Source organism: Undibacter mobilis (genome assembly GCF_003367195.1).
In the GTDB taxonomy this organism is placed as follows: Bacteria; Pseudomonadota; Alphaproteobacteria; order Rhizobiales; family Xanthobacteraceae; genus Pseudolabrys; species Pseudolabrys mobilis.
Genome location: NZ_QRGO01000002.1, coordinates 1 through 17,566, shown reverse-complemented (window position 1 = coordinate 17,566; position 17,566 = coordinate 1). Strand labels below are relative to the sequence as shown.

22 protein-coding genes and 1 tRNA gene are annotated in these 17,566 nt (G+C 64.0%); 12 read left to right on the top strand and 11 right to left on the bottom strand.

The window, feature by feature from the left end:
• Positions 1-3: 3 nt before the first annotated feature.
• The 6 genes from DXH78_RS14290 to DXH78_RS14270 all read right to left on the bottom strand — a co-directional run bounded on the left by DXH78_RS14290 (position 4) and on the right by DXH78_RS14270 (position 5,566).
• Positions 4-1,197 (bottom strand): lytic murein transglycosylase, encoded by a 1,194-nt coding sequence (locus tag DXH78_RS14290; protein WP_115517924.1) that lies wholly within the window; start codon positions 1,195-1,197, stop codon positions 4-6.
• Positions 1,198-1,235: 38 nt separating this feature from the next.
• Complete coding sequence (gene dprA / locus DXH78_RS14285; RefSeq protein ID WP_115517923.1) at positions 1,236-2,345, bottom strand: DNA-processing protein DprA; 1,110 nt, start codon at positions 2,343-2,345, stop codon at positions 1,236-1,238.
• A gap of 109 nt (positions 2,346-2,454) precedes the next feature.
• On the bottom strand, positions 2,455-3,045 hold the full coding sequence (plsY, locus tag DXH78_RS14280) for a glycerol-3-phosphate 1-O-acyltransferase PlsY (protein ID WP_115517922.1): 591 nt from the start codon (positions 3,043-3,045) through the stop codon (positions 2,455-2,457).
• 124 nt (positions 3,046-3,169) lie between these two features.
• Entirely contained in the window at positions 3,170-4,471 is a 1,302-nt protein-coding gene (locus DXH78_RS14275) for a dihydroorotase (protein WP_115517921.1), read from the bottom strand.
• The gene (locus tag DXH78_RS19935) at positions 4,471-4,620 is read right to left on the bottom strand and encodes a hypothetical protein (RefSeq protein WP_168192838.1); all 150 of its coding nucleotides are present in this window, start codon (positions 4,618-4,620) and stop codon (positions 4,471-4,473) included. Before DXH78_RS19935 ends, DXH78_RS14275 begins: the two co-directional genes overlap by 1 nt.
• On the bottom strand, positions 4,613-5,566 hold the full coding sequence (locus DXH78_RS14270; protein WP_115517920.1) for an aspartate carbamoyltransferase catalytic subunit: 954 nt from the start codon (positions 5,564-5,566) through the stop codon (positions 4,613-4,615). Before DXH78_RS14270 ends, DXH78_RS19935 begins: the two co-directional genes overlap by 8 nt.
• A 159-nt stretch (positions 5,567-5,725) precedes the next feature.
• Here DXH78_RS14270 and DXH78_RS14265 point away from each other — a divergent pair, with 159 nt between their 5' ends.
• A complete protein-coding gene (locus tag DXH78_RS14265; protein ID WP_210209586.1) occupies positions 5,726-6,109 on the top strand; it encodes a hypothetical protein in 384 nt (127 codons plus the stop codon).
• 54 nt (positions 6,110-6,163) lie between these two features.
• Here the strand turns inward: DXH78_RS14265 and ruvX are convergent, their stop codons facing one another.
• Positions 6,164-6,655 (bottom strand): Holliday junction resolvase RuvX, encoded by a 492-nt coding sequence (gene ruvX, locus DXH78_RS14260; protein WP_115517919.1) that lies wholly within the window; start codon positions 6,653-6,655, stop codon positions 6,164-6,166.
• Positions 6,656-6,774: 119 nt separating this feature from the next.
• Here ruvX and DXH78_RS14255 point away from each other — a divergent pair, with 119 nt between their 5' ends.
• The 8 genes from DXH78_RS14255 (at position 6,775) to gatB (ending at position 13,329) form a co-directional block, all read left to right on the top strand.
• A complete protein-coding gene (locus DXH78_RS14255; RefSeq protein WP_115517918.1) occupies positions 6,775-8,010 on the top strand; it encodes a hypothetical protein in 1,236 nt (411 codons plus the stop codon).
• Between the two features lie 121 nt (positions 8,011-8,131).
• A complete protein-coding gene (gene gatC / locus DXH78_RS14250; protein WP_115517917.1) occupies positions 8,132-8,419 on the top strand; it encodes an Asp-tRNA(Asn)/Glu-tRNA(Gln) amidotransferase subunit GatC in 288 nt (95 codons plus the stop codon).
• Positions 8,420-8,656: a hypothetical protein gene (locus DXH78_RS14245; protein ID WP_115517916.1), complete on the top strand. Its 237-nt coding sequence runs from the start codon at positions 8,420-8,422 to the stop codon at positions 8,654-8,656.
• The gene (gene gatA, locus DXH78_RS14240) at positions 8,653-10,140 is read left to right on the top strand and encodes an Asp-tRNA(Asn)/Glu-tRNA(Gln) amidotransferase subunit GatA (RefSeq protein ID WP_115517915.1); all 1,488 of its coding nucleotides are present in this window, start codon (positions 8,653-8,655) and stop codon (positions 10,138-10,140) included. The genes DXH78_RS14245 and gatA overlap by 4 nt, the downstream gene beginning before the upstream one ends.
• A 6-nt stretch (positions 10,141-10,146) precedes the next feature.
• The gene (locus DXH78_RS14235; protein ID WP_115517914.1) at positions 10,147-10,569 is read left to right on the top strand and encodes a nuclear transport factor 2 family protein; all 423 of its coding nucleotides are present in this window, start codon (positions 10,147-10,149) and stop codon (positions 10,567-10,569) included.
• 204 nt (positions 10,570-10,773) lie between these two features.
• Positions 10,774-11,193: a nuclear transport factor 2 family protein gene (locus tag DXH78_RS14230; RefSeq protein ID WP_115517913.1), complete on the top strand. Its 420-nt coding sequence runs from the start codon at positions 10,774-10,776 to the stop codon at positions 11,191-11,193.
• Positions 11,194-11,355: 162 nt separating this feature from the next.
• The gene (locus DXH78_RS14225) at positions 11,356-11,805 is read left to right on the top strand and encodes a nuclear transport factor 2 family protein (protein WP_147292651.1); all 450 of its coding nucleotides are present in this window, start codon (positions 11,356-11,358) and stop codon (positions 11,803-11,805) included.
• Between the two features lie 54 nt (positions 11,806-11,859).
• Positions 11,860-13,329, top strand: coding sequence for an Asp-tRNA(Asn)/Glu-tRNA(Gln) amidotransferase subunit GatB (gatB, locus tag DXH78_RS14220; protein WP_115517911.1), 1,470 nt, complete (start codon positions 11,860-11,862; stop codon positions 13,327-13,329).
• A gap of 156 nt (positions 13,330-13,485) precedes the next feature.
• Here gatB and DXH78_RS19670 read toward each other — a convergent pair whose 3' ends face one another.
• Positions 13,486-13,866, bottom strand: coding sequence for a hypothetical protein (locus DXH78_RS19670; RefSeq protein WP_147292650.1), 381 nt, complete (start codon positions 13,864-13,866; stop codon positions 13,486-13,488).
• Positions 13,867-14,302: 436 nt separating this feature from the next.
• Positions 14,303-14,602, bottom strand: a complete 300-nt coding sequence (locus tag DXH78_RS14215; RefSeq protein WP_245416878.1) for a hypothetical protein — start codon at positions 14,600-14,602, stop codon at positions 14,303-14,305.
• 456 nt (positions 14,603-15,058) lie between these two features.
• On the opposite strand from DXH78_RS14215, the gene DXH78_RS14210 reads away from it, so the two are divergent.
• Complete coding sequence (locus DXH78_RS14210) at positions 15,059-15,694, top strand: glutathione S-transferase family protein (protein ID WP_245416921.1); 636 nt, start codon at positions 15,059-15,061, stop codon at positions 15,692-15,694.
• A gap of 88 nt (positions 15,695-15,782) precedes the next feature.
• Here DXH78_RS14210 and DXH78_RS14205 read toward each other — a convergent pair whose 3' ends face one another.
• Positions 15,783-16,235 carry a DUF2147 domain-containing protein gene (locus DXH78_RS14205; RefSeq protein ID WP_115517909.1) on the bottom strand — a complete coding sequence of 151 codons (453 nt, stop codon included), beginning with the start codon at positions 16,233-16,235 and terminating at the stop codon, positions 15,783-15,785.
• A gap of 337 nt (positions 16,236-16,572) precedes the next feature.
• Here DXH78_RS14205 and DXH78_RS14200 point away from each other — a divergent pair, with 337 nt between their 5' ends.
• Positions 16,573-16,863, top strand: a complete 291-nt coding sequence (locus tag DXH78_RS14200) for an SEL1-like repeat protein (RefSeq protein WP_115518484.1) — start codon at positions 16,573-16,575, stop codon at positions 16,861-16,863.
• Between the two features lie 24 nt (positions 16,864-16,887).
• On the opposite strand, the gene DXH78_RS14195 is transcribed toward DXH78_RS14200, so the two are convergent.
• Positions 16,888-17,178 (bottom strand): DUF3551 domain-containing protein, encoded by a 291-nt coding sequence (locus DXH78_RS14195; RefSeq protein WP_168192837.1) that lies wholly within the window; start codon positions 17,176-17,178, stop codon positions 16,888-16,890.
• Between the two features lie 186 nt (positions 17,179-17,364).
• On the opposite strand from DXH78_RS14195, the gene DXH78_RS14190 reads away from it, so the two are divergent.
• Positions 17,365-17,458 (top strand) — tRNA-Ser (locus DXH78_RS14190).
• Positions 17,459-17,566: the final 108 nt, after the last annotated feature.

Genomic DNA, 17,566 nt, shown 5'->3' with positions numbered 1-17,566 from the left:
CCATCACCGCACCGGGACCCCGATCTTCTCAAGCAGCGCGATGGTCGGATTGCCATCCGGCACCATGCCATTCTTCTTCTGCTCGGCGCGGATGTAGTCGCGAATGTCGAAATCGATATGGCCCTCGAACTCGGCCACCTTGTAGCCGAGCGTCGCGAGGCGCTTCTGCAGGGCAATGCGCAGGTCGCGCGACAGCGGCCGGTCATCCTTGGGCCAGGCGGCGCGGAACGGAAGGCCGCCATGCAGCCGGTCGGCGAGGTGGCCGACCGCGATCGCATAGGCATCCGAGTTGTTATAATCCTTCAGCACCAGAAAATTGCCGGTAACGATGAAGGCCGGTCCCTTGATGCCGCTGGGAAAGAACAGCACCGCTTCGCCGATGTCGGCGGCATCGCGCGGGAACGGTTTGCCGTCGGCGCGGCGCACGCCGAGCCGGGTCCATTCGGCAAAGCTCGCACGGCTTTTCATCGTGTCGAAACCGTTCGGCAAGGACACCTCGAAACCCCAGGGCAGGCCGGGGCGCCATTTCGCCTTGTGTAGATAGTTGGCGGTGGAGGCGAGCACGTCCGGCACGTTGCTCCACAGATCGGGGCGCCCCTGGCCGGAGAAAGTCACGGCATAGGTGACCACGTTTGACGGCATGAACTGGCTCTGCCCCATGGCGCCGGCCCATGACGACACCATCTGCTCGCGCGGATAATTGTTGGTCTGCATGATGCCCATCGCAACGATGAGCTCGTTGCGGAAATAGGGATGGCGGTACTTCACATAAGCCAGCGTCGCCAGCGAGCGGAACACGTCCCATTTATCCTTGGCGGCACCGTAGTCGGTTTCCATGCCCCACAGCGCCACGAGGATCCAGCGTTCGACGCCGTACTTCTTTTCGACGGCCTCAAGCGGGCGCGCCTGGTCCTTGGCTTTCGCCAGCCCGGTCTGGATGCGGCGCGGTGATGCCAGTGCATTGATGTAATCGCCGACGGGTTTGCCGTATTCCGGCTGGCGCTGCGTCGCCTTGATGACGCGCTGGTCCGGCGTGAGCCCGCGCATCGCGGTGTCGAAGGTGGCGCGGGTAATGCCCTTGGCCCGCGCATCGAGCCACAGCGCGTTGACGAAGGCGGCGAAGCTTTGATCCTGCGCCTGCGCCAGCGGCGCGGCCAGCATGACGAGGAGCGCAATGAGAATGGCGCGGTGAAACATCGTCGCGGGCCCATGGTTCGATTCGATTGGCGTTCAGCTTACACCAGCGACACCAGCCCGCCGCCGTGGCGCTCCAGCCGTCCCGCCAGTTCAAGCTCCAGCAGCACGACACGGACAGTGGCCGGGGTGGTATCTGACAGCCGCACCAGATCGTCGATCGTGATCGGCGAGGGACCGAGCAGCGCGACGATGCGACTGCGCTCGTCATTGTCCGGTTCGTCGCCAGGGCCGAGCAAGTCTTCCATCTCGGGCTCCTCCACGGGGGGCAGGCCGCGGCCGAGGATCGGCTCGATGGCATTGATCACGTCCGCTGCTTCGGTGACCAGTGTCGCGCCCTGCTTGAGCAGGCCATTGGTGCCTTCGGCGCGCGGATCGAGCGGCGAACCCGGCACGGCGAAGACTTCGCGGCCCTGTTCGCCGGCCATGCGCGCGGTGATCAGCGAGCCGGAGCGCTTGGCCGCCTCGACGATGACGACGCCGACCGACAGGCCGGAGATGAGGCGATTGCGGCGCGGGAAGTCATGGGCGCGCGGCTCGTGCGCGAGCGGCATTTCCGATACCGCCGCGCCCTGCGCGATAAGTTCATCGACCAGCTTTTCGTGTTCCGCCGGATAGATGCGCGCCTGGCCGCCGGCCAGCACGGCGATCGTGCCGGTCTCCTGGCTCGCGCGATGCGCGGCAGCGTCAATGCCGCGCGCCAGCCCCGACACGATGCCGTAGCCAGCGCCGCCCAGATCGCGCGCCAGCGACGCCGCGAATTTCAGACCGACGGCGGAGGCGTTGCGCGAGCCGACAATGGCGACCAGCGGCCTCGACAGTGACGCGATGTTGCCGCGCACGGCGAGTAGCGGCGGCGCATCGTCGATGGTTTGCAGGCGCTGCGGATAATCGGGCTCGCCCAGCGCGATGAGGTCGATGCCGCGCGCGTGGCACGCCTTGAGTTCGGCCTCTGCGTCTTCGACTGGGCAGAGGGTGATGCGCGACGCGCCGCCGCGGCGCGCGAGAGCGGGCAGGGCCGCGAGCGCGCCCTTCGCGCCGCCATAGGTGTTTATCAATTCGCGAAAGGTGCGCGGCCCGACATTGTCGCTGCGGATCAGCCGCAGCCAGTCGAGGCGCTGCTCGTCGGTGAGTTTGGTTCTGGCAGCCACGACGCCCCCGAAGTGCCCAGGGGCAGTGTTGCGCGCGGCGTGAAGAGGTACAATCAGAAGTTTAAGAGCGGTTGTGGAGCCGGCGCCTGACAGGAGCCGGGGTGACTCTCTACTTCCCGATCTTGCCTTCAGTCCCGTTCAGCAGGCGCTGAATATTGGCCCGGTGCATGATCCATAAGAGAATGCCGAGCAGGAAGAACAGCGCCGCCGCCTCCGGGCGGCCGAGTGCGAGCAGGGCGATCGGCGTCAAGGCGCTGGCGACCAGGGCCGACAGCGACGAGTAGCGCGACAGGAAGGCGACGACGAGCCACAGGCCGATGAAGATCAGCGCGCCCGGCCAGGCAAGCCCAATCAGCAAGCCGATATAAGTGGCAACGCCTTTGCCGCCCTTGAAGCCAAGCCACACCGGAAAGAGATGGCCGAGGAAGGCGCCGAACCCCGCGATCAGCGCGGCCTCGTAGCCGGCGGCGTGTTGCGCGGCCAGCACGGCCAGCGTGCCCTTGAGCGCATCGCAGAGCAGCGTCGCGGCGGCGAGTCCCTTGCGGCCGGTGCGCAGCACATTGGTGGCGCCGATATTGCCCGAACCGATCGAACGCAGATCCTCGGTGCCGGCGAGCTTGGTGAACAACAGGCCGAACGGGATCGAGCCGAGCAGATAGCCGAAGCAGAAGGCGAGGAGGAGGGTAAGCTGCCAGCTCATGTCAGGCTCCCGTCATTCCGGGACGCACCGCAAGGTGCGGACCCGGAATCCAGATACAGGCTCCGAGCGCGCGTCTGGATTCCGGATCGGCGCTGATGCGCCGTCCGGAATGACAGACGAGGGCTCATAGCGATTCAAAAATCGTGCGGCCGGCGACGATGGTGCGCACGACGCGGCCGGTCATGCGCGCTTCGTCGAACGGCGTGTTCTTGCACTTCGACTTGAGTTCGTCCGGATTGACCACCCACGGCACGTCGGTGTCGATGACGATCACATCGGCCGGCGCGCCGGTGCGCAGCGTGCCGCCGGGAATGCCGAGCAGTTCGGCCGGGCGCGTCGACATGGCGCGCAGCAAGGTCGGCAGCGTCACATCGCCCGAATGCACCAACCGCAAGCCCGCCGACAACATCGTCTCCAGCCCGATGGCGCCGGCCGCCGCTTCGGCGAAGGGCAGGCGCTTGGTTTCGACATCCTGCGGATTGTGGTCCGACATGATGACATCGATGAGACCGTCATTGAGCGCCTGCACGAGCGCCTGGCGGTCGCTCTCGGCGCGCAAAGGCGGCGACATCTTGAGGAAGGTGCGGTAGGGCCCGATATCGTTTTCGTTCAGCGTCAGATGATTGATCGACGCGGCGGCGGTGACGGCGAGGCCGGCTTCCTTGGCATCGCCGAGCACGGCGAGCGAGGACGGGCAGGTGACGGACGCGGCGTGATAGCGGCCCTTGGTCAGCGCCACCAGCCGCATGTCGCGCTCGAGCATGATGGCTTCGGCCGCGGTCGGAATGCCGAACAGGCCGAGACGTGCGGCGAATTCGCCTTCGTTCATCACACCGTCCGCGACGAGATCGGGATCTTCGGTGTGATGCACGATCAGCGCATCGAAGTCGCGGGCGTAAGTCAGCGCGCGCCGCATCACCTGGGCGTTGGTCACGCTTCTCGCGCCATCGGTGAAGGCGACAGCGCCGGCGGCCTTGAGCAGGCCGATCTCGGTCATCTCCTTGCCTTCGAGGCCCTTCGTCAGCGCGGCCATCGGCGCGACATGGACAATGGCGGTGTCGCGGGCGCGGCGCAGAACGAAATCGACGGTCGCCGGATCGTCGATCACCGGCGAGGTGTCCGGCTGACAAACGATGGTGGTGACGCCGCCGGCAGCGGCGGCCTGGCTTGCGGAGGCAAAGGTCTCGCGATAGCCGGCGCCTGGCTCGCCGATGAAAGCGCGCATGTCGACAAGACCGGGGGCCACGACCTTGCCGCGGCAGTCGATCACCTCGGTGCCTTCCGGCACGCCGGCAGCGCCGATGCCCTTGCGGGCGTCGCGGATCGTGCCGTCGGCGATCAGGAGATCGCCGGCAATGTCGAGATCGCGCGACGGATCGATGATCCGGGCATTGGCCAGCAGGACGGGGCGGCGTTCGGACAACATCACGATTGGCCCTCGCTGCGGGCGAGGCTACGGAAGAAGCGGATCCAGAACGAGACGGCGACACCCGCCGCGACGAACACGATCATGCCGAGGCGCGCCTTGCGGGCCACCCGGTAGCCGACATAGGCGACAGCGTCCCGGCTACGCATTGGGCAGGTTCCTCGACAGCGCTTCCAGCACCGCCATGCGGATGGCGACGCCCATCTCGACCTGTTCGCGGATCAGGGACTGCGCGCCATCGGCGACGATAGAGTCGATCTCGACGCCGCGGTTCATCGGACCCGGATGCATCACCAGCGCATCCTTCTTGGCGTAAGCCAGCTTTTTGGTATCGAGGCCCCAGTAGTTGAAATATTCGGAGACGGACGGCACGAACGAGCCGTTCATGCGCTCGCGCTGCAGGCGCAGCATCATGACGATGTCGGCGTCGGCAAGACCTTCGCGCATGTCATGCGCGACCTCGACGCCCATGCGCTCGATGCCGGGCGGCATCAGCGTCGACGGGCCGACGACGCGCACGCGCGCGCCCATGGTATTCAAGAGCAGGATGTTCGAGCGGGCGACGCGCGAATGCAGGATGTCGCCGCAGATCACGACCAGCAGGCCCTCGATGCGGCCCTTGTTGCGGCGGATGGTGAGGGCATCGAGCAAAGCCTGCGTCGGATGCTCGTGGGCGCCGTCGCCGGCATTGATCACCGAGCAATCGAGCTTGGACGCCAGCAGTTCCACCGCGCCGGAGGCGTGGTGGCGCACCACCAGGATGTCGGGGTGCATGGCGTTGAGCGTCATCGCCGTGTCGATCAGCGTCTCGCCCTTGCGCATCGAGGAGGAGGAGGCCGACATGTTCATGACGTCGGCGCCGAGGCGTTTGCCGGCGAGCTCGAACGAGGCCTGCGTCCGGGTCGAGACCTCGAAGAACATGTTGATCTGGGTGCGGCCGCGCAACGAGGCCTGCTTCTTCTCAATCTGGCGATTGAGGGCGACGAATTCCTCGCCAAGGTCGAGCAGGCCGGTGATATCGGCGGCCGAAAGGCCTTCGATCCCCAGCAAATGACGGTGGCTGAGGACGAATGATGATTTCGGCGAATTGGTCATTAAAGCCAGTTCTATAGGCGTGCCTTTCCGCCCCGGCAAGTCCGGTTCCGCGCGATCCACAGGCCCGGTCACAGCGTCGTTAACCGGATGTTCCGGAACAAGCGCCCCGTTCCGGAATTGTACCCGCGAATGCCCGATGGCGGGCGAAGGAGGCATCTCATGAACAATTTCGGTAAATTTGCGCTGGCGGCCGCTTTGGTCGGCGTGACGGCGCTGGCGGCGGTTTCCCCGAGTGAAGCGCGTGACGGCCGCAACACCGCGGCGGCAATCGGTTTCGGCGCTGGCGCCCTGGTTGGCGCGGCGGTCGCGTCGTCGGCCAACAATGGCTACTACGACGCCGGTTACAACGAACCGCGTTACGGGTACCGGCGCGGCTATGCGTACCAGCCGGGCTATGCGTATGAGCCGAGCTATGGCTACGAGACCGATTACTACGCTTACGAGCCGGCACCGGTTTACGCGCCGCGGTATACCCGTGGCGGACGCAGCCAGTGCGGCGGATCGCCGGGTTCGGCGAACTATCGTCCGTGCAATAACCAGTAAGCGGGCGACGTTTTGCGTCGATAGGGCGGACCCGGCGGGTCCGCCCTTTTTCGTTCAGGAGCGCGCCAGCACGGCGAGGCGGTCGAGCGCGCCCTGCAGGATGAACATCGCGGCGTGCTGGTCGATGACCTCGGCGCGGCGCTCACGGCGCATGTCGGCTTCGATCAGGCCGCGTTCGACGGCAGCCGTCGACAGCCGCTCGTCCCAGAATGCGATCGGCAGCTGAGTGAGCTTGGCGAGATTGCGGGCGAAAGCGCGGGTCGATTGTGCGCGCGGACCTTCCGAGCCGTCCATATTGATCGGCAGGCCGAGCACCAGCCCGGTTGCATTGCGTTCGGTGGCGAGCGCCAGCAGCCGCTTCGCGTCGGCGGTGAACTGCTTGCGGGCGATGGTCTCGACGCCGGTGGCGAGCTTGCGGTCGGGATCGCTGACGGCGACACCAATGGTTTTGGTGCCGAGATCGAGCCCGAGCAGGGCGCCGCGCGCACCGAAATGCGGCGCCGCATCGACGAGGGGCAGAATGAGGGCGGGCGCAGGAGCGGTCATTGCCGCATCACCTAGCATGGGCGCCTGACCTTCGCATCAGGTGCGACGGTATCCCGTGCTTGGTCTCGGCGCCCGATAATGCGAAACTCGGATTCGGGATTCAGTTCGGAGGGACCAAGATGACTGTCGCACAACGGCTTTGCCGTCTGGTTCTGCCGATCGCGCTGGCGGCGCCGACCGTCGCTCTGGCACAGACCTTCGAAGCCCCGCCGTCTTTCAATGCGGCGCAGATCAAGGGCATCGTCCCAACCGGCGATAACTACACGGTGCGTTCGCCCGTGCGCAGCGACGGCTTTCTGCGCGTCTACAGTCTTGAAACGCCTTACGGCGAAACGGTAGCCCCCGGCGACCAGATGGCGGTGATGCGTATCAACGAACTGCGCGCGCTGGCGCAACTCGAGAAGGTGTCGAGCTCCAACACTTTTGCGACGGCGCTGGCCAATGCCGGCCTCAACCCGATCAAGTACACCGGGCGACTGATTACCAATCCGATCGGCACCATCCAGGGGACTTTGTCGGGCATCGGCACCATGTTCAATCGCATCGGCTCGGGCATCAGCAATGCCGGCAAGACCCAGGATGGCGCGCTGGCGAGCCTCATCGGCGTCACCACCGAGCGCCGCACGCTGGCCGCGACTTATGGCGTCGATCCCTATACGGATTTCCCGCCGCTCGATGCCAAGCTCAAGCAACTGGCGGAGGCCGCGGCGCTGGGCGGCTTGGCGGTCACCGGCGCGCTGATTGCGGTGCCGGGCGCGGCCGGCATTGTCGTGTCCAATCTGTCGACGGCCAACAAGCTCAACAACATGACGATCGAGGACCTCGCGCGCCAGTACACGGCAGCGCAGATCCTCGACCTCAACCGCACCAAGCTGACCGAGATGGACGTGCCGAGCGAACTCATCGAGCGGCTGCTCGCCAACCGCAACTACACGCCGGTCGATATGGCGGCGATGGTTGCGGCCATCGACAGCATGAAGACGGTGCAGGGGCGGGCGGTCTTCTTCGATGCGGCTGGCGCCGCCGACGAGCGCTCCAACGCTTATTTCATGCGCCGGCAGGCCGAACTGCTGGCCGCCGAATACAAGCGCCATTCCAGCTACAATCACATCGTGACGCTGGGCGGCCTGCCGTTCCTGGTGGCAAAAGACGGCCGCTTCGTCACGGTGGCGCCGCTCGATGCGCTGTCGTGGACGCCGGAAACCTCGGCGCGGCTCAATGCCTTCACCAAGGCGCGCAATGAACTGGTCGACAAGTCGCGCGGCGAAATCCGCATCACCGGGACGGCCTCGGCGCTGGCCAAGAAGCAGCTCAAGGCATTGGGCTGGACCGTGGTCGAAAACCAGCGCGGCTGACGGTCCGGGCGGCACCGCGGAACGCCGGTTGCCGCCAATTCCACCCCTCTGCTATACGCGCGGGACGCCGCTTGGGCAGATCCGCCGCCCGACAGCCGCCAAAAAAAGCGTAACGATTTCAATGTCCGTCGACGCCGACACCGTCCGCCGCATCGCCCGTCTCGCCCGCATCGCGGTGAAAGATGACGAGGTCGAGCATCTGCGCGGAGAACTCAACGCCATTCTGGCCTTCGTCGAACAACTCGGCGAGGTCGATGTCGAGGGCGTCGAGCCCATGACCTCGGTGACGCCAATGGCCATGAAGATCCGCGCCGACCTTGTCACCGACGGCGACGATCCCGAGGCCGTTCTCGCGAACGCGCCGAAGAGCGAAGACAATTTCTACCTCGTGCCGAAGGTGATCGAGTAGATGTGTCTGGCTTGCGAACAGGGCGACCTGGAAGCCCGCTGGGAGATGATCAATGTCATCTCCACCGGCGCGCTTCCTGACGGCCATTCGGTCGACGATCTGCGCGCCATGGGCCTGCCGCTGCCGGGCGAGATCTACCGCGAGCCGCAGCCCGACGGCACCTATCTCATTCGCCAGCGCTCGCCGGCCGAAATCGCGGCGCTGAAGAACAACTTTGAATGCGACAGCCCGCAATGACCGAACTGACCGCACTGACCCTGGCCGATGCGCGCGATCGCCTGCGCAAGAAGGACCTCAGCTCCGCTGAGCTCACTGCCGCACATCTGGCCGCCATTGAGAAGGCGCGTTCGCTGAACGCCTTCGTGCTGGAGACGCCGGAGATCGCGACCGCGATGGCGAAAGCCTCCGACGCCCGCATCGCCAAAGGCGAGGGCGGCCCGCTCGAGGGCATTCCGCTCGCCATCAAGGACCTGTTCTGCACCAAGGGCGTGCGCACCACGGCGTGCTCGCACATCCTCGACAATTTCGTGCCGACCTATGAGTCTACGGTGACGTCGCAGCTCTGGCGCGACGGAGCGGTCATGCTCGGCAAGACCAATAATGACGAGTTCGCCATGGGCTCGTCGAACGAGACTTCGTATTTCGGCCCGGTGCAGTCGCCGTGGCGCCGCAAAGGCGGAGATTTGGGATCGAACACGCCGCTGGTGCCGGGCGGCTCGTCCGGCGGCTCGGCGGCGGCCGTCGCCGCGCAGCTTTGTCTTGGCGCCACGGCGACCGATACCGGCGGTTCTATCAGGCAGCCGGCCGCCTTCACCGGCACGGTCGGTATCAAGCCGACTTACGGGCGCTGCTCGCGCTGGGGCATCGTCGCGTTTGCCTCGTCGCTCGACCAGGCGGGTCCGATGGCCAAGACCGTGCGCGACGCCGCCATCATGCTGCGCTCGATGGCCGGCCCTGACGCCAAGGACACCACCTGCGCCGACATCGCGGTGCCGGATTACGAAGCGGCCGTCGGCAAATCGGTGAAGGGCCTGCGCATCGGCATTCCGAAGGAGTACCGCCTCGACGGCATGCCGGCCGAGATCGAGAAGATCTGGCAGCAGGGCTGCGACTGGCTCAAAGCGGCCGGCGCCGAGCTGGTCGATGTGTCGCTGCCGCACACCAAATATGCGCTGCCGGCCTATTATATCGTCGCGCCGGCGGAAGCCTCATCGAACCTCGCGCGCTATGACGGCGTGCGCTACGGCCTGCGCGTTTCCGGCCGCGACATCACCGACATGTACGAGCAGACGCGCGCCGCCGGTTTCGGCGGTGAAGTGCGCCGCCGCGTCATGATCGGCACCTATGTGCTGTCCGCCGGCTATTACGACGCCTATTACCTGCGGGCGCAGAAGGTCCGTACGCTGATCAAGCGCGACTTCGAGCAATGCTTCGAGCAGGGCATCCACGCCATGCTGACGCCGGCGACGCCGTCGGCCTCGTTCGGCATTGGCGAGAAGGGCGGCGCCGATCCGGTCGAGATGTATCTCAACGACGTCTTCACGGTGACGGTGAACATGGCCGGTCTGCCGGGCATTGCGGTACCGGCGGGCAGCGACGCTCAGGGCCTGCCGCTCGGGCTGCAGCTCATCGGCCGCCCGTTCGACGAAGAGACCTTGTTCTCCCTCGGCTCGGTGATCGAGCAGGCGGCGGGCCGCTACGTCGCGCAGCCGTGGTGGTGACGGTCTATGTCCGGCCGCGGTTCGGCTTATCCGATCGTCATGGAAATCCATGACGCGTTTCGCCGGTCCGAGTATTTCCGCATGGCAGCGCTTTATGCCCGCGACATCGAGTGGCAGATGCATGCGTCGCCGTCTATCTTTCCTGTGGGCGGACAACGGCGTGGCAAAAGCGCAGTCTTCCTGATGCTGCTGAACATCAGCTTGCACTACCGGTTCGATCACTACGAAATCGACGATGTTGTTGCCGAAGGCGATTGGGCGGCGGTCGTCGCCGACGTGTCCATCACGCAAAGAAAAACAGGCCGGGTCATTCGATGCCGTGCGGCCAGCTTCAACCAGGTTCGCGACGGCAAGGTGGTGGCCTATCGCGGGTTCATCGACAGTTTCGATGCGGCCGAGCAGATGTTGGGCCGTATCATAGCGCCTTGACGCGTGCCATGTCGCGGCATCCCGAGACGATAACGCTGCACACGGAAGACTTGGTTACTTCGCCTCGTTGGTTCGGCACCGCGGCCATCGGTATTAACCTCGGCAGCAATTGGACGGCGCTTTTGATCTGCGCCGGCTTCCCGCCACCAGCGCAAGAGGCTATCCCGCCGATGCCCGGGTGAAACCGCGGCGGGAGACCAGGCGATGACGACAGAGATCACGCGTGCGGCGCTCGAAGACATCATCGATGCGTTTCAGCGCGGCGATCACACGCGTCTGGCGGCCCGGTACGACGATGACATTGAATCGCTGCTGTATGCGCCGCCAACGGTCTTTCCGTTCGCCGGTCTGAAGCGGGGCAAGAGTGCGGTGCTCACCGGCCTGCTGCTGGTCTATCGGTCCTACATCATTACGCGTTACGCAGTGTCGCTGGCCTTGGTTGATGGCGATCGGGCGGCATCGATTGCCGATTTCCATCTCGTTCAGCGCTCGACCGGACGGGTGATCACGACGAGTCTGGCCAGCTTCTATCGTTTTCGCGACGGCAAGCTGATCGGATATCGTGGTTTCACGGATAGCTTCGATTGGGCCGAACAGGTGCTCGGCCGCGAACTCGATCCGTAACGGGAAAGCGCGGCATCTGTCAGTACCGGTGCCTTTGCCGGACGATTGCGAGCCTCGCGCGAGCCCGCGTTGACCCATAACCATTGCGTGTTCGAATTCGCTGTGGCACCGGCTCGCCGGCGATGTAAGCTTGCGCGCGAACTGGAAGAAGGCCAATTCGCAATGCCCCTCCAGCCCTCGGAAACAATATTGCAGAAATCCGAGCAGACGCGCGCGGTACTCGCCAATCTCCTGGCCGCTTTTGTCAGCGGCGATCGGGAACGTCTCATCGCCTGTTATGGCGACGACGTCGATTGGCTGTTCATGGCGCCGGCGTCTGTCTTTCCCTTCGCCGGTCGGCGGCATGGCAAGGCGGAGGTCGGGAAGGGCTTTTCGGCGCTGTTCGAAAACTATCGGATCATCAGCTACCAAACCGAGGCCATGCTCGCCGACGGCGACTGGGCTTCGACTTTGGCCGACGGCCAGTTCCTGCAGAAGGACACCGGACGCACCATTCGCATCCGGACGGGCAATTTCTACCGTTTCAACAATGGTCTGGTCGTTCAGTATCGGGGCATTACCGATAGCCTCGATATCGTCGAGCAAGTGATCGGCCGCGAACTCGATTTCTAGGCGGACTTTTCGGCCATCTTGCTCAGTCCGGCCCGGGCGGGTACGGGTAGGGCCATGAACGTGCAGAACAAGCCCTCCAAGCTCATCAAGGGCTCAACCGGCGACTGGGAAGTGGTCATCGGCATGGAAGTCCATGCCCAGGTGACCTCGAAGTCGAAACTGTTTTCCGGCGCCTCGACCGAATTCGGCGGCGCCCCGAACAGTCATGTCTCGCTGGTCGACGCCGCCATGCCCGGCATGCTGCCGGTGATCAACGAGGAATGCGTCCGTCAGGCGGTACGCACCGGCCTCGGCCTCAAGGCGAAGATCAATTTGCGCTCGGTGTTCGACCGGAAGAACTACTTTTATCCGGACCTGCCGCAGGGCTACCAGATCAGCCAGTACAAGCAGCCGGTGGTCGGCGAGGGCGAGGTCGTGGTCGATCTCGACAACGGCGAGGCGGTCACCGTCGGCATTGAGCGCCTGCATCTGGAACAGGATGCCGGCAAGAGCGTCCACGACCGGCACCCCTCGATGTCGGCGGTCGACCTCAACCGCTCCGGCGTCGCGCTGATGGAGATCGTCTCGAAGCCCGATCTGCGGGCGTCCGATGAGGCGATGGCCTATGTCGCCAAGCTGCGCTCGATCCTGCGCTATCTCGGGACCTGCGACGGCGACATGGAAAAGGGCAGCTTGCGCGCCGACGTCAACGTTTCGGTGCGGCGCCCCGGCGAGCCGTTCGGTACGCGCTGCGAAATCAAGAACATGAACTCGATCCGCTTTATCGGCCAGGCGATCGAATACGAGGCGCGCCGGCAGATCGAGATCATCGAGGACGGCGGTTCGATCGACCAGGAGACGCGGCTGTTCGACCCGGCCAAGGGCGAAACCCGTTCGATGCGCTCGAAGGAAGAGGCACACGACTACCGCTATTTTCCCGATCCGGACCTGCTGCCGCTGGAACTGAGCCCCGACATGGTCGAGGGACTGAAAGCGGCGCTGCCGGAACTGCCTGACGAGAAGAAGGCGCGGTTCGTGCGCGACCTCGGCCTGTCGGCCTATGACGCCGGCCAGCTGGTGGCCGAGCGCGAAACCGCTGACTATTTCGAAACCGTCGCAACGGGACGCGACGCCAAGCTGGCGGCGAACTGGGTGATCAACGAATTGTTCGGCAGGCTGAACAAGGAAGGCCTCACCATCGCGTCGTCGCCGGTCTCGGCGGCGCAGCTCGGCGGCGTCATCGAGCTGATCGGCGACAAGACCATCTCGGGCAAGATCGCCAAGGATCTGTTCGAGATCCTCTGGACCGAAGGCGGCGACCCGCGCGACCTGGTGAAAGCGCGCGGTATGGCACAGGTCACCGACCTGTCCGCCATCGGCGGTATCGTCGACGACCTCATCGCCAAGAACCCGGACAAGGTGGAGCAGGCGAAAGCCAATCCAAAGGCGATGATGTGGTTCGTCGGCCAGGCGATGAAGGCATCCGGCGGCAAGGCGAGCCCTCAGGCGGTTAACGATCTGCTAAAATCCAAACTCGGTCTGTAAGGCGCGACAGGCAACGCGCGGTTTGCAGAGGGCGTGTCGCGTGCGTGCGATGCGGTGCGATGGTGCGCGCGTCGGGGCGTGCGAGGCATGTTTGCACCTCCCTCATCGCAGTGCGAGACGCGCGAATGATCGCGTCACGTTCGCCACCTCCGCGAATCACTCGCACCCGATTCGCTCGTTTTTGATCGATTTCGGCTTGTCGACGCCATTGCGCGGTGATTTCCGCGCAAATTTTTTACACAGCATGTCGGCGGCCTCCCTGCGGGTGACGGCGCACACTTTGTACCCTGCAAGAGGGCAAAAAAATATTGCGGTGGAAAGATTCGCGCCGAATTGGCGGCGTGCAAAAAACGCATATTTCACCGCGGTTTTTTGAATTCCTGATTTCGGCGCTGCGATGGAATGTTCGGCGCGCGATGTCGGCGCGTTGCGCCTCGTCTTTGCTGTGCGATTACGTTTGCCGGCAACGTCTTCGCGTCGCTTACGCACACAAAGACAACGAGTCACTGTTTTTTTTCTTGCGCTGGTGTAAACCAATTGTGGTGCAGGTCGATCCCCGACCGCACTTATGCGACACCCGCCATTCTATATGGCTAGGAGGGCAGCAAATGGCTAAACGTAAGAAGAAAGCAGTGAAGACGGCGAAGAAGGCCAAGAAGAAGAAGAAGAAGCTCTAGGTCTAGCGCCTCTTCTCGATCTTCGGCGCACTAGCGCCGCCGATCGCGTCATTAGGGGGCCGGAGTGCATCAGGTACGATAGCGCAAGCAGTCGTTTGTCTGGGCACCCGGTTCCGGTGACATCAGAGGGCGTCGGGGAGACTGAAAGTCTCACCGACGCCCTCCGAGTTTCTGCCGGTTGTTTCCGGGTTCAGGTTTCGATCTAGGCGTCGCGCGCGCCGCTGGCTTGCAAGCGAAGACCTCAGACGCAAGACCTCAGCCGCAAGAGCCAGTTCGAAGACGCAACCGCCCGTCGATCAGGTTGCCGTTCCTTTGAGCCGCTTGTTGCACGCGCTCCAGTAGGCCGGCCACTTCATTCCCTTCTCGATTTTGCCCGCTGCTTTGGCTTCCTTCCATTCGGCAGCGCATTTCTTCTGACGCTCGCGCGCCGCGATCTGGCCGGGCGTTGGCGTCCGCTTGGGTTTCGCTGTCGTAGCGGTGCTGGAGCCGGACGCCGGCGCCGATGATTGCGCGGGTGCCGGCAACGGAGCGGCGATCAGACAGATGGCAAAGAGCGCGGCAAAGCCGGCGCGCAGCGTTGTTCTTGTGCCAGGCAATCTTGCATTTGACGGCTTTCTCGACTGGGTCCTTCCTTGAGTGTCGAACATTGGTCCTCCCGTATGACTGATTGTGGCTCGGCGATATCAGGCTGCGCGCTTGTCTTGCGTCACAACACAACCTGAAGAGTTTATTTTATATAATTAAGGTTGTGTAAGTCCATATATACAATCGATTGATTGCTTTTGTGGCGAGGGGCGGCTGTTGCGGTCCTTTGCGCGCGCCCTAAGGTCGAGCCGGCTGACTTGATTCCGGGGGACCGTTCGATGGCGCGTCGCACCTTAAAGCGCGGAGGCAAGTCGCCATCCAAATCCCCATCCGTCGCGGTCAAGACGGCCTCAGCCAAATCCACCGCTGCACGATCAAGGGCCACGCCGTCTGCATCAAGCGCCAAAGGACCTAAACCGATCGAACTCTATTACTGGCCAACGCCGAACGGCCAGAAGATTGCCATCATGCTTGAGGAGTGCCGGCTGGCTTACGTCGTGAAGCCGATAAACATCACCAAGGGTGAGCAGTTCAATTCCGACTTTCTGAAAATTTCGCCGAACAACCGCATCCCGGCGATCGTCGATCCGAATGGTCCCGGCGGGCGGCCGATCCCGATCTTTGAATCCGGCGCTATCCTTCAGTATCTCGGCCGCAAGACCGGCAAGTTCTATCCCAAGGACGAGCGCGGCCGCGTTGAAGTCGATCAATGGCTGTTCTGGCAGGTCGGCGGCGTTGGCCCCATGGCCGGGCAAGTGCATCACTTCAAGAACTACGCGCGCCAGCATATCGCCTACGCGATCGCGCGCTATGTCGATGAGGTGAACCGGCTCTATGGCGTAATGAATGAGCGACTTGCCGGCCGTGACTTCGTCGCCGGTCGCTACTCGATCGCCGACATGGCGCTGGTCGGCTGGATCAATGGCTGGCAGCGCCAGGGCCAGGACATCGAGCAGTTTCCCCGCCTCAAGCAATGGCTCACCCGCATGAAATCGCGCCCTGCGGTCGAGCGCGCGCTGGCGCTGGGGCAATCGTGGCGGCAGGGCGTCGATATGAAGGACCCAAGAGTGCAGGCCGTGCTGTTCGGACAGCGCGCGCGCTAAGGGCAGGGCAGAGGCGCGCATTGGCGCACGAAAAAGCCGGCCGCGTTGCACGCCGCCGGCTTTGTTTGGTGAGGCCGAATGTGCTGGCTCAGTCGGCGCGGGTCCAGGTCTGGCTCTTGCACAGGAAGCCCAGCACGCAGCCCTGCACCTGCATGGCGTTGTCGCTGACCAGCTTCACGTGGGCCTGATAGATCTTGCCGTCGTCGGCATTGTAGATCTGGCCCGACCACTTGTTATCGCCGCTCGGCGTCATGCCGTTGACAACCTGCACGCCGAGAAGGGGACGCGCGCGCTTGGCCGGGTCGGAATTGCGCTTGTCGGTCTTCGGCTTGCCCGTGTCGCGGTCGATCGGCTCGTTGAGCCAGACGACCTTGCCGCACAGTTTGTTGCCGCCGCAATCGCTGACGCGCACTTTGGTGCCGCCGTCTGCAGAGAGCCAGGTACCGGCTACCGGCATCGCCGCCTGCGCGCCGGCAAGAAGGGAAGAACCGAGGAGCACGGCCGCCGCGAGCGTGGCCGTTTTGAAATTTGGAAACTGCATTGAATACCTTTGAATCCGTGCGTCTTGCCTGAAGCGCGGCGGGTCGCTGAAAACCGCGCCGTGCCCTTTGTCATATAACCGTCACCTTGGGAATTGGTTACCTGGGCGGCAATCAATTCAGTTAGCAGTTTGTAACGAGCCGGGGCGCGAGGTGTAGAAAGGCAATAAAAACGGGTGTTTTCGCATTGCCGACCGAATTCAGCCACGAAGTCTTCACGATTGATTTAGGCAAATGTTTAAACTGCCATTCAAATTTTCTCCCGAAGATCGGCTCGTCAACAGGGACGACAAAACGCGGCATCCGGATATCGGACAGCCGCGCGTAACGGGAGCCAACATGATCAATCTTGCGGTGGTCGCGGAGACCAGAGAACCTTCGGATGGCGACGCGTGCTTCGAACGCGGCATGGCCTGTTCGGCCGGTGCCGGCGTGCCGGTCGATCTCATCGAGGCGCACAAGTGGTTTAACATCGCGGCCATGCGCGGGCATCGCGAAGCCGCTCAGCTGCGCCGTGAGGTCGCGGACCAGATGACCGACAGCGAGATCGGCTGCGCCCAGCGCGCCGCGCGGGACTGGCTCAAGCGTCATCAACCGGCGCCGGTTGAGATCATTCGCGCCGCCGCCTGAGAACAGCAGCGCCAGACGCGAGCCTTAGTGACGGGGCTTGCGCGGTTTGCGTGGGGCAGGCGGCTGGTAGGCCGGGTTCTCAACGCACATGCCGCCGACCCCGCTGATGGTGGCGCGGCATTGCGCGAGCGTCGTGAAGCCGCAATTCGTCGCGCCGACGGACCACTCGCTATAGACGGCGCACCAAGGATATTCGACGCCCGCTCGAGCGGGCGAGATGGCCTGCAGGCTCGCGGCGCTGGCAATGACCAGCGCCAACAGCATCGCTGCCGACAGGGGCAGTCGCAAATCGAGCCCGAACCTTTTCTTCGGCATAGAACAACTCTCCTGGCGTCGGCGCGGCCACATGTCGGCCGTCGCCCTGATATAACGCCGCCAGCGTCAAATCGATACGACGTGTCGACACCGGCTTCATCAAAATCCGCACCGCATCAATAGTAGGTCCACGGCCCCAGACACGAATTGACGGGCCAAGCCCGGTTCTATACGCCAGTGCGCGTCGGAGCTGTGGCCGAGAGGCTGAAGGCGGCGGTTTGCTAAACCGTTATACGCTTGTAAAGGCGTATCGAGGGTTCGAATCCCTCCGGCTCCGCCAGCCTTCCATGAATCCCCTTTCGAACCCTCGACTTTTCGCGCGCGGCGGCGCGCTTGGCGCGTTGCCTCGCTCTGGTACGTCCGGTTCCAACGGGGCCTTGAGTTCGAA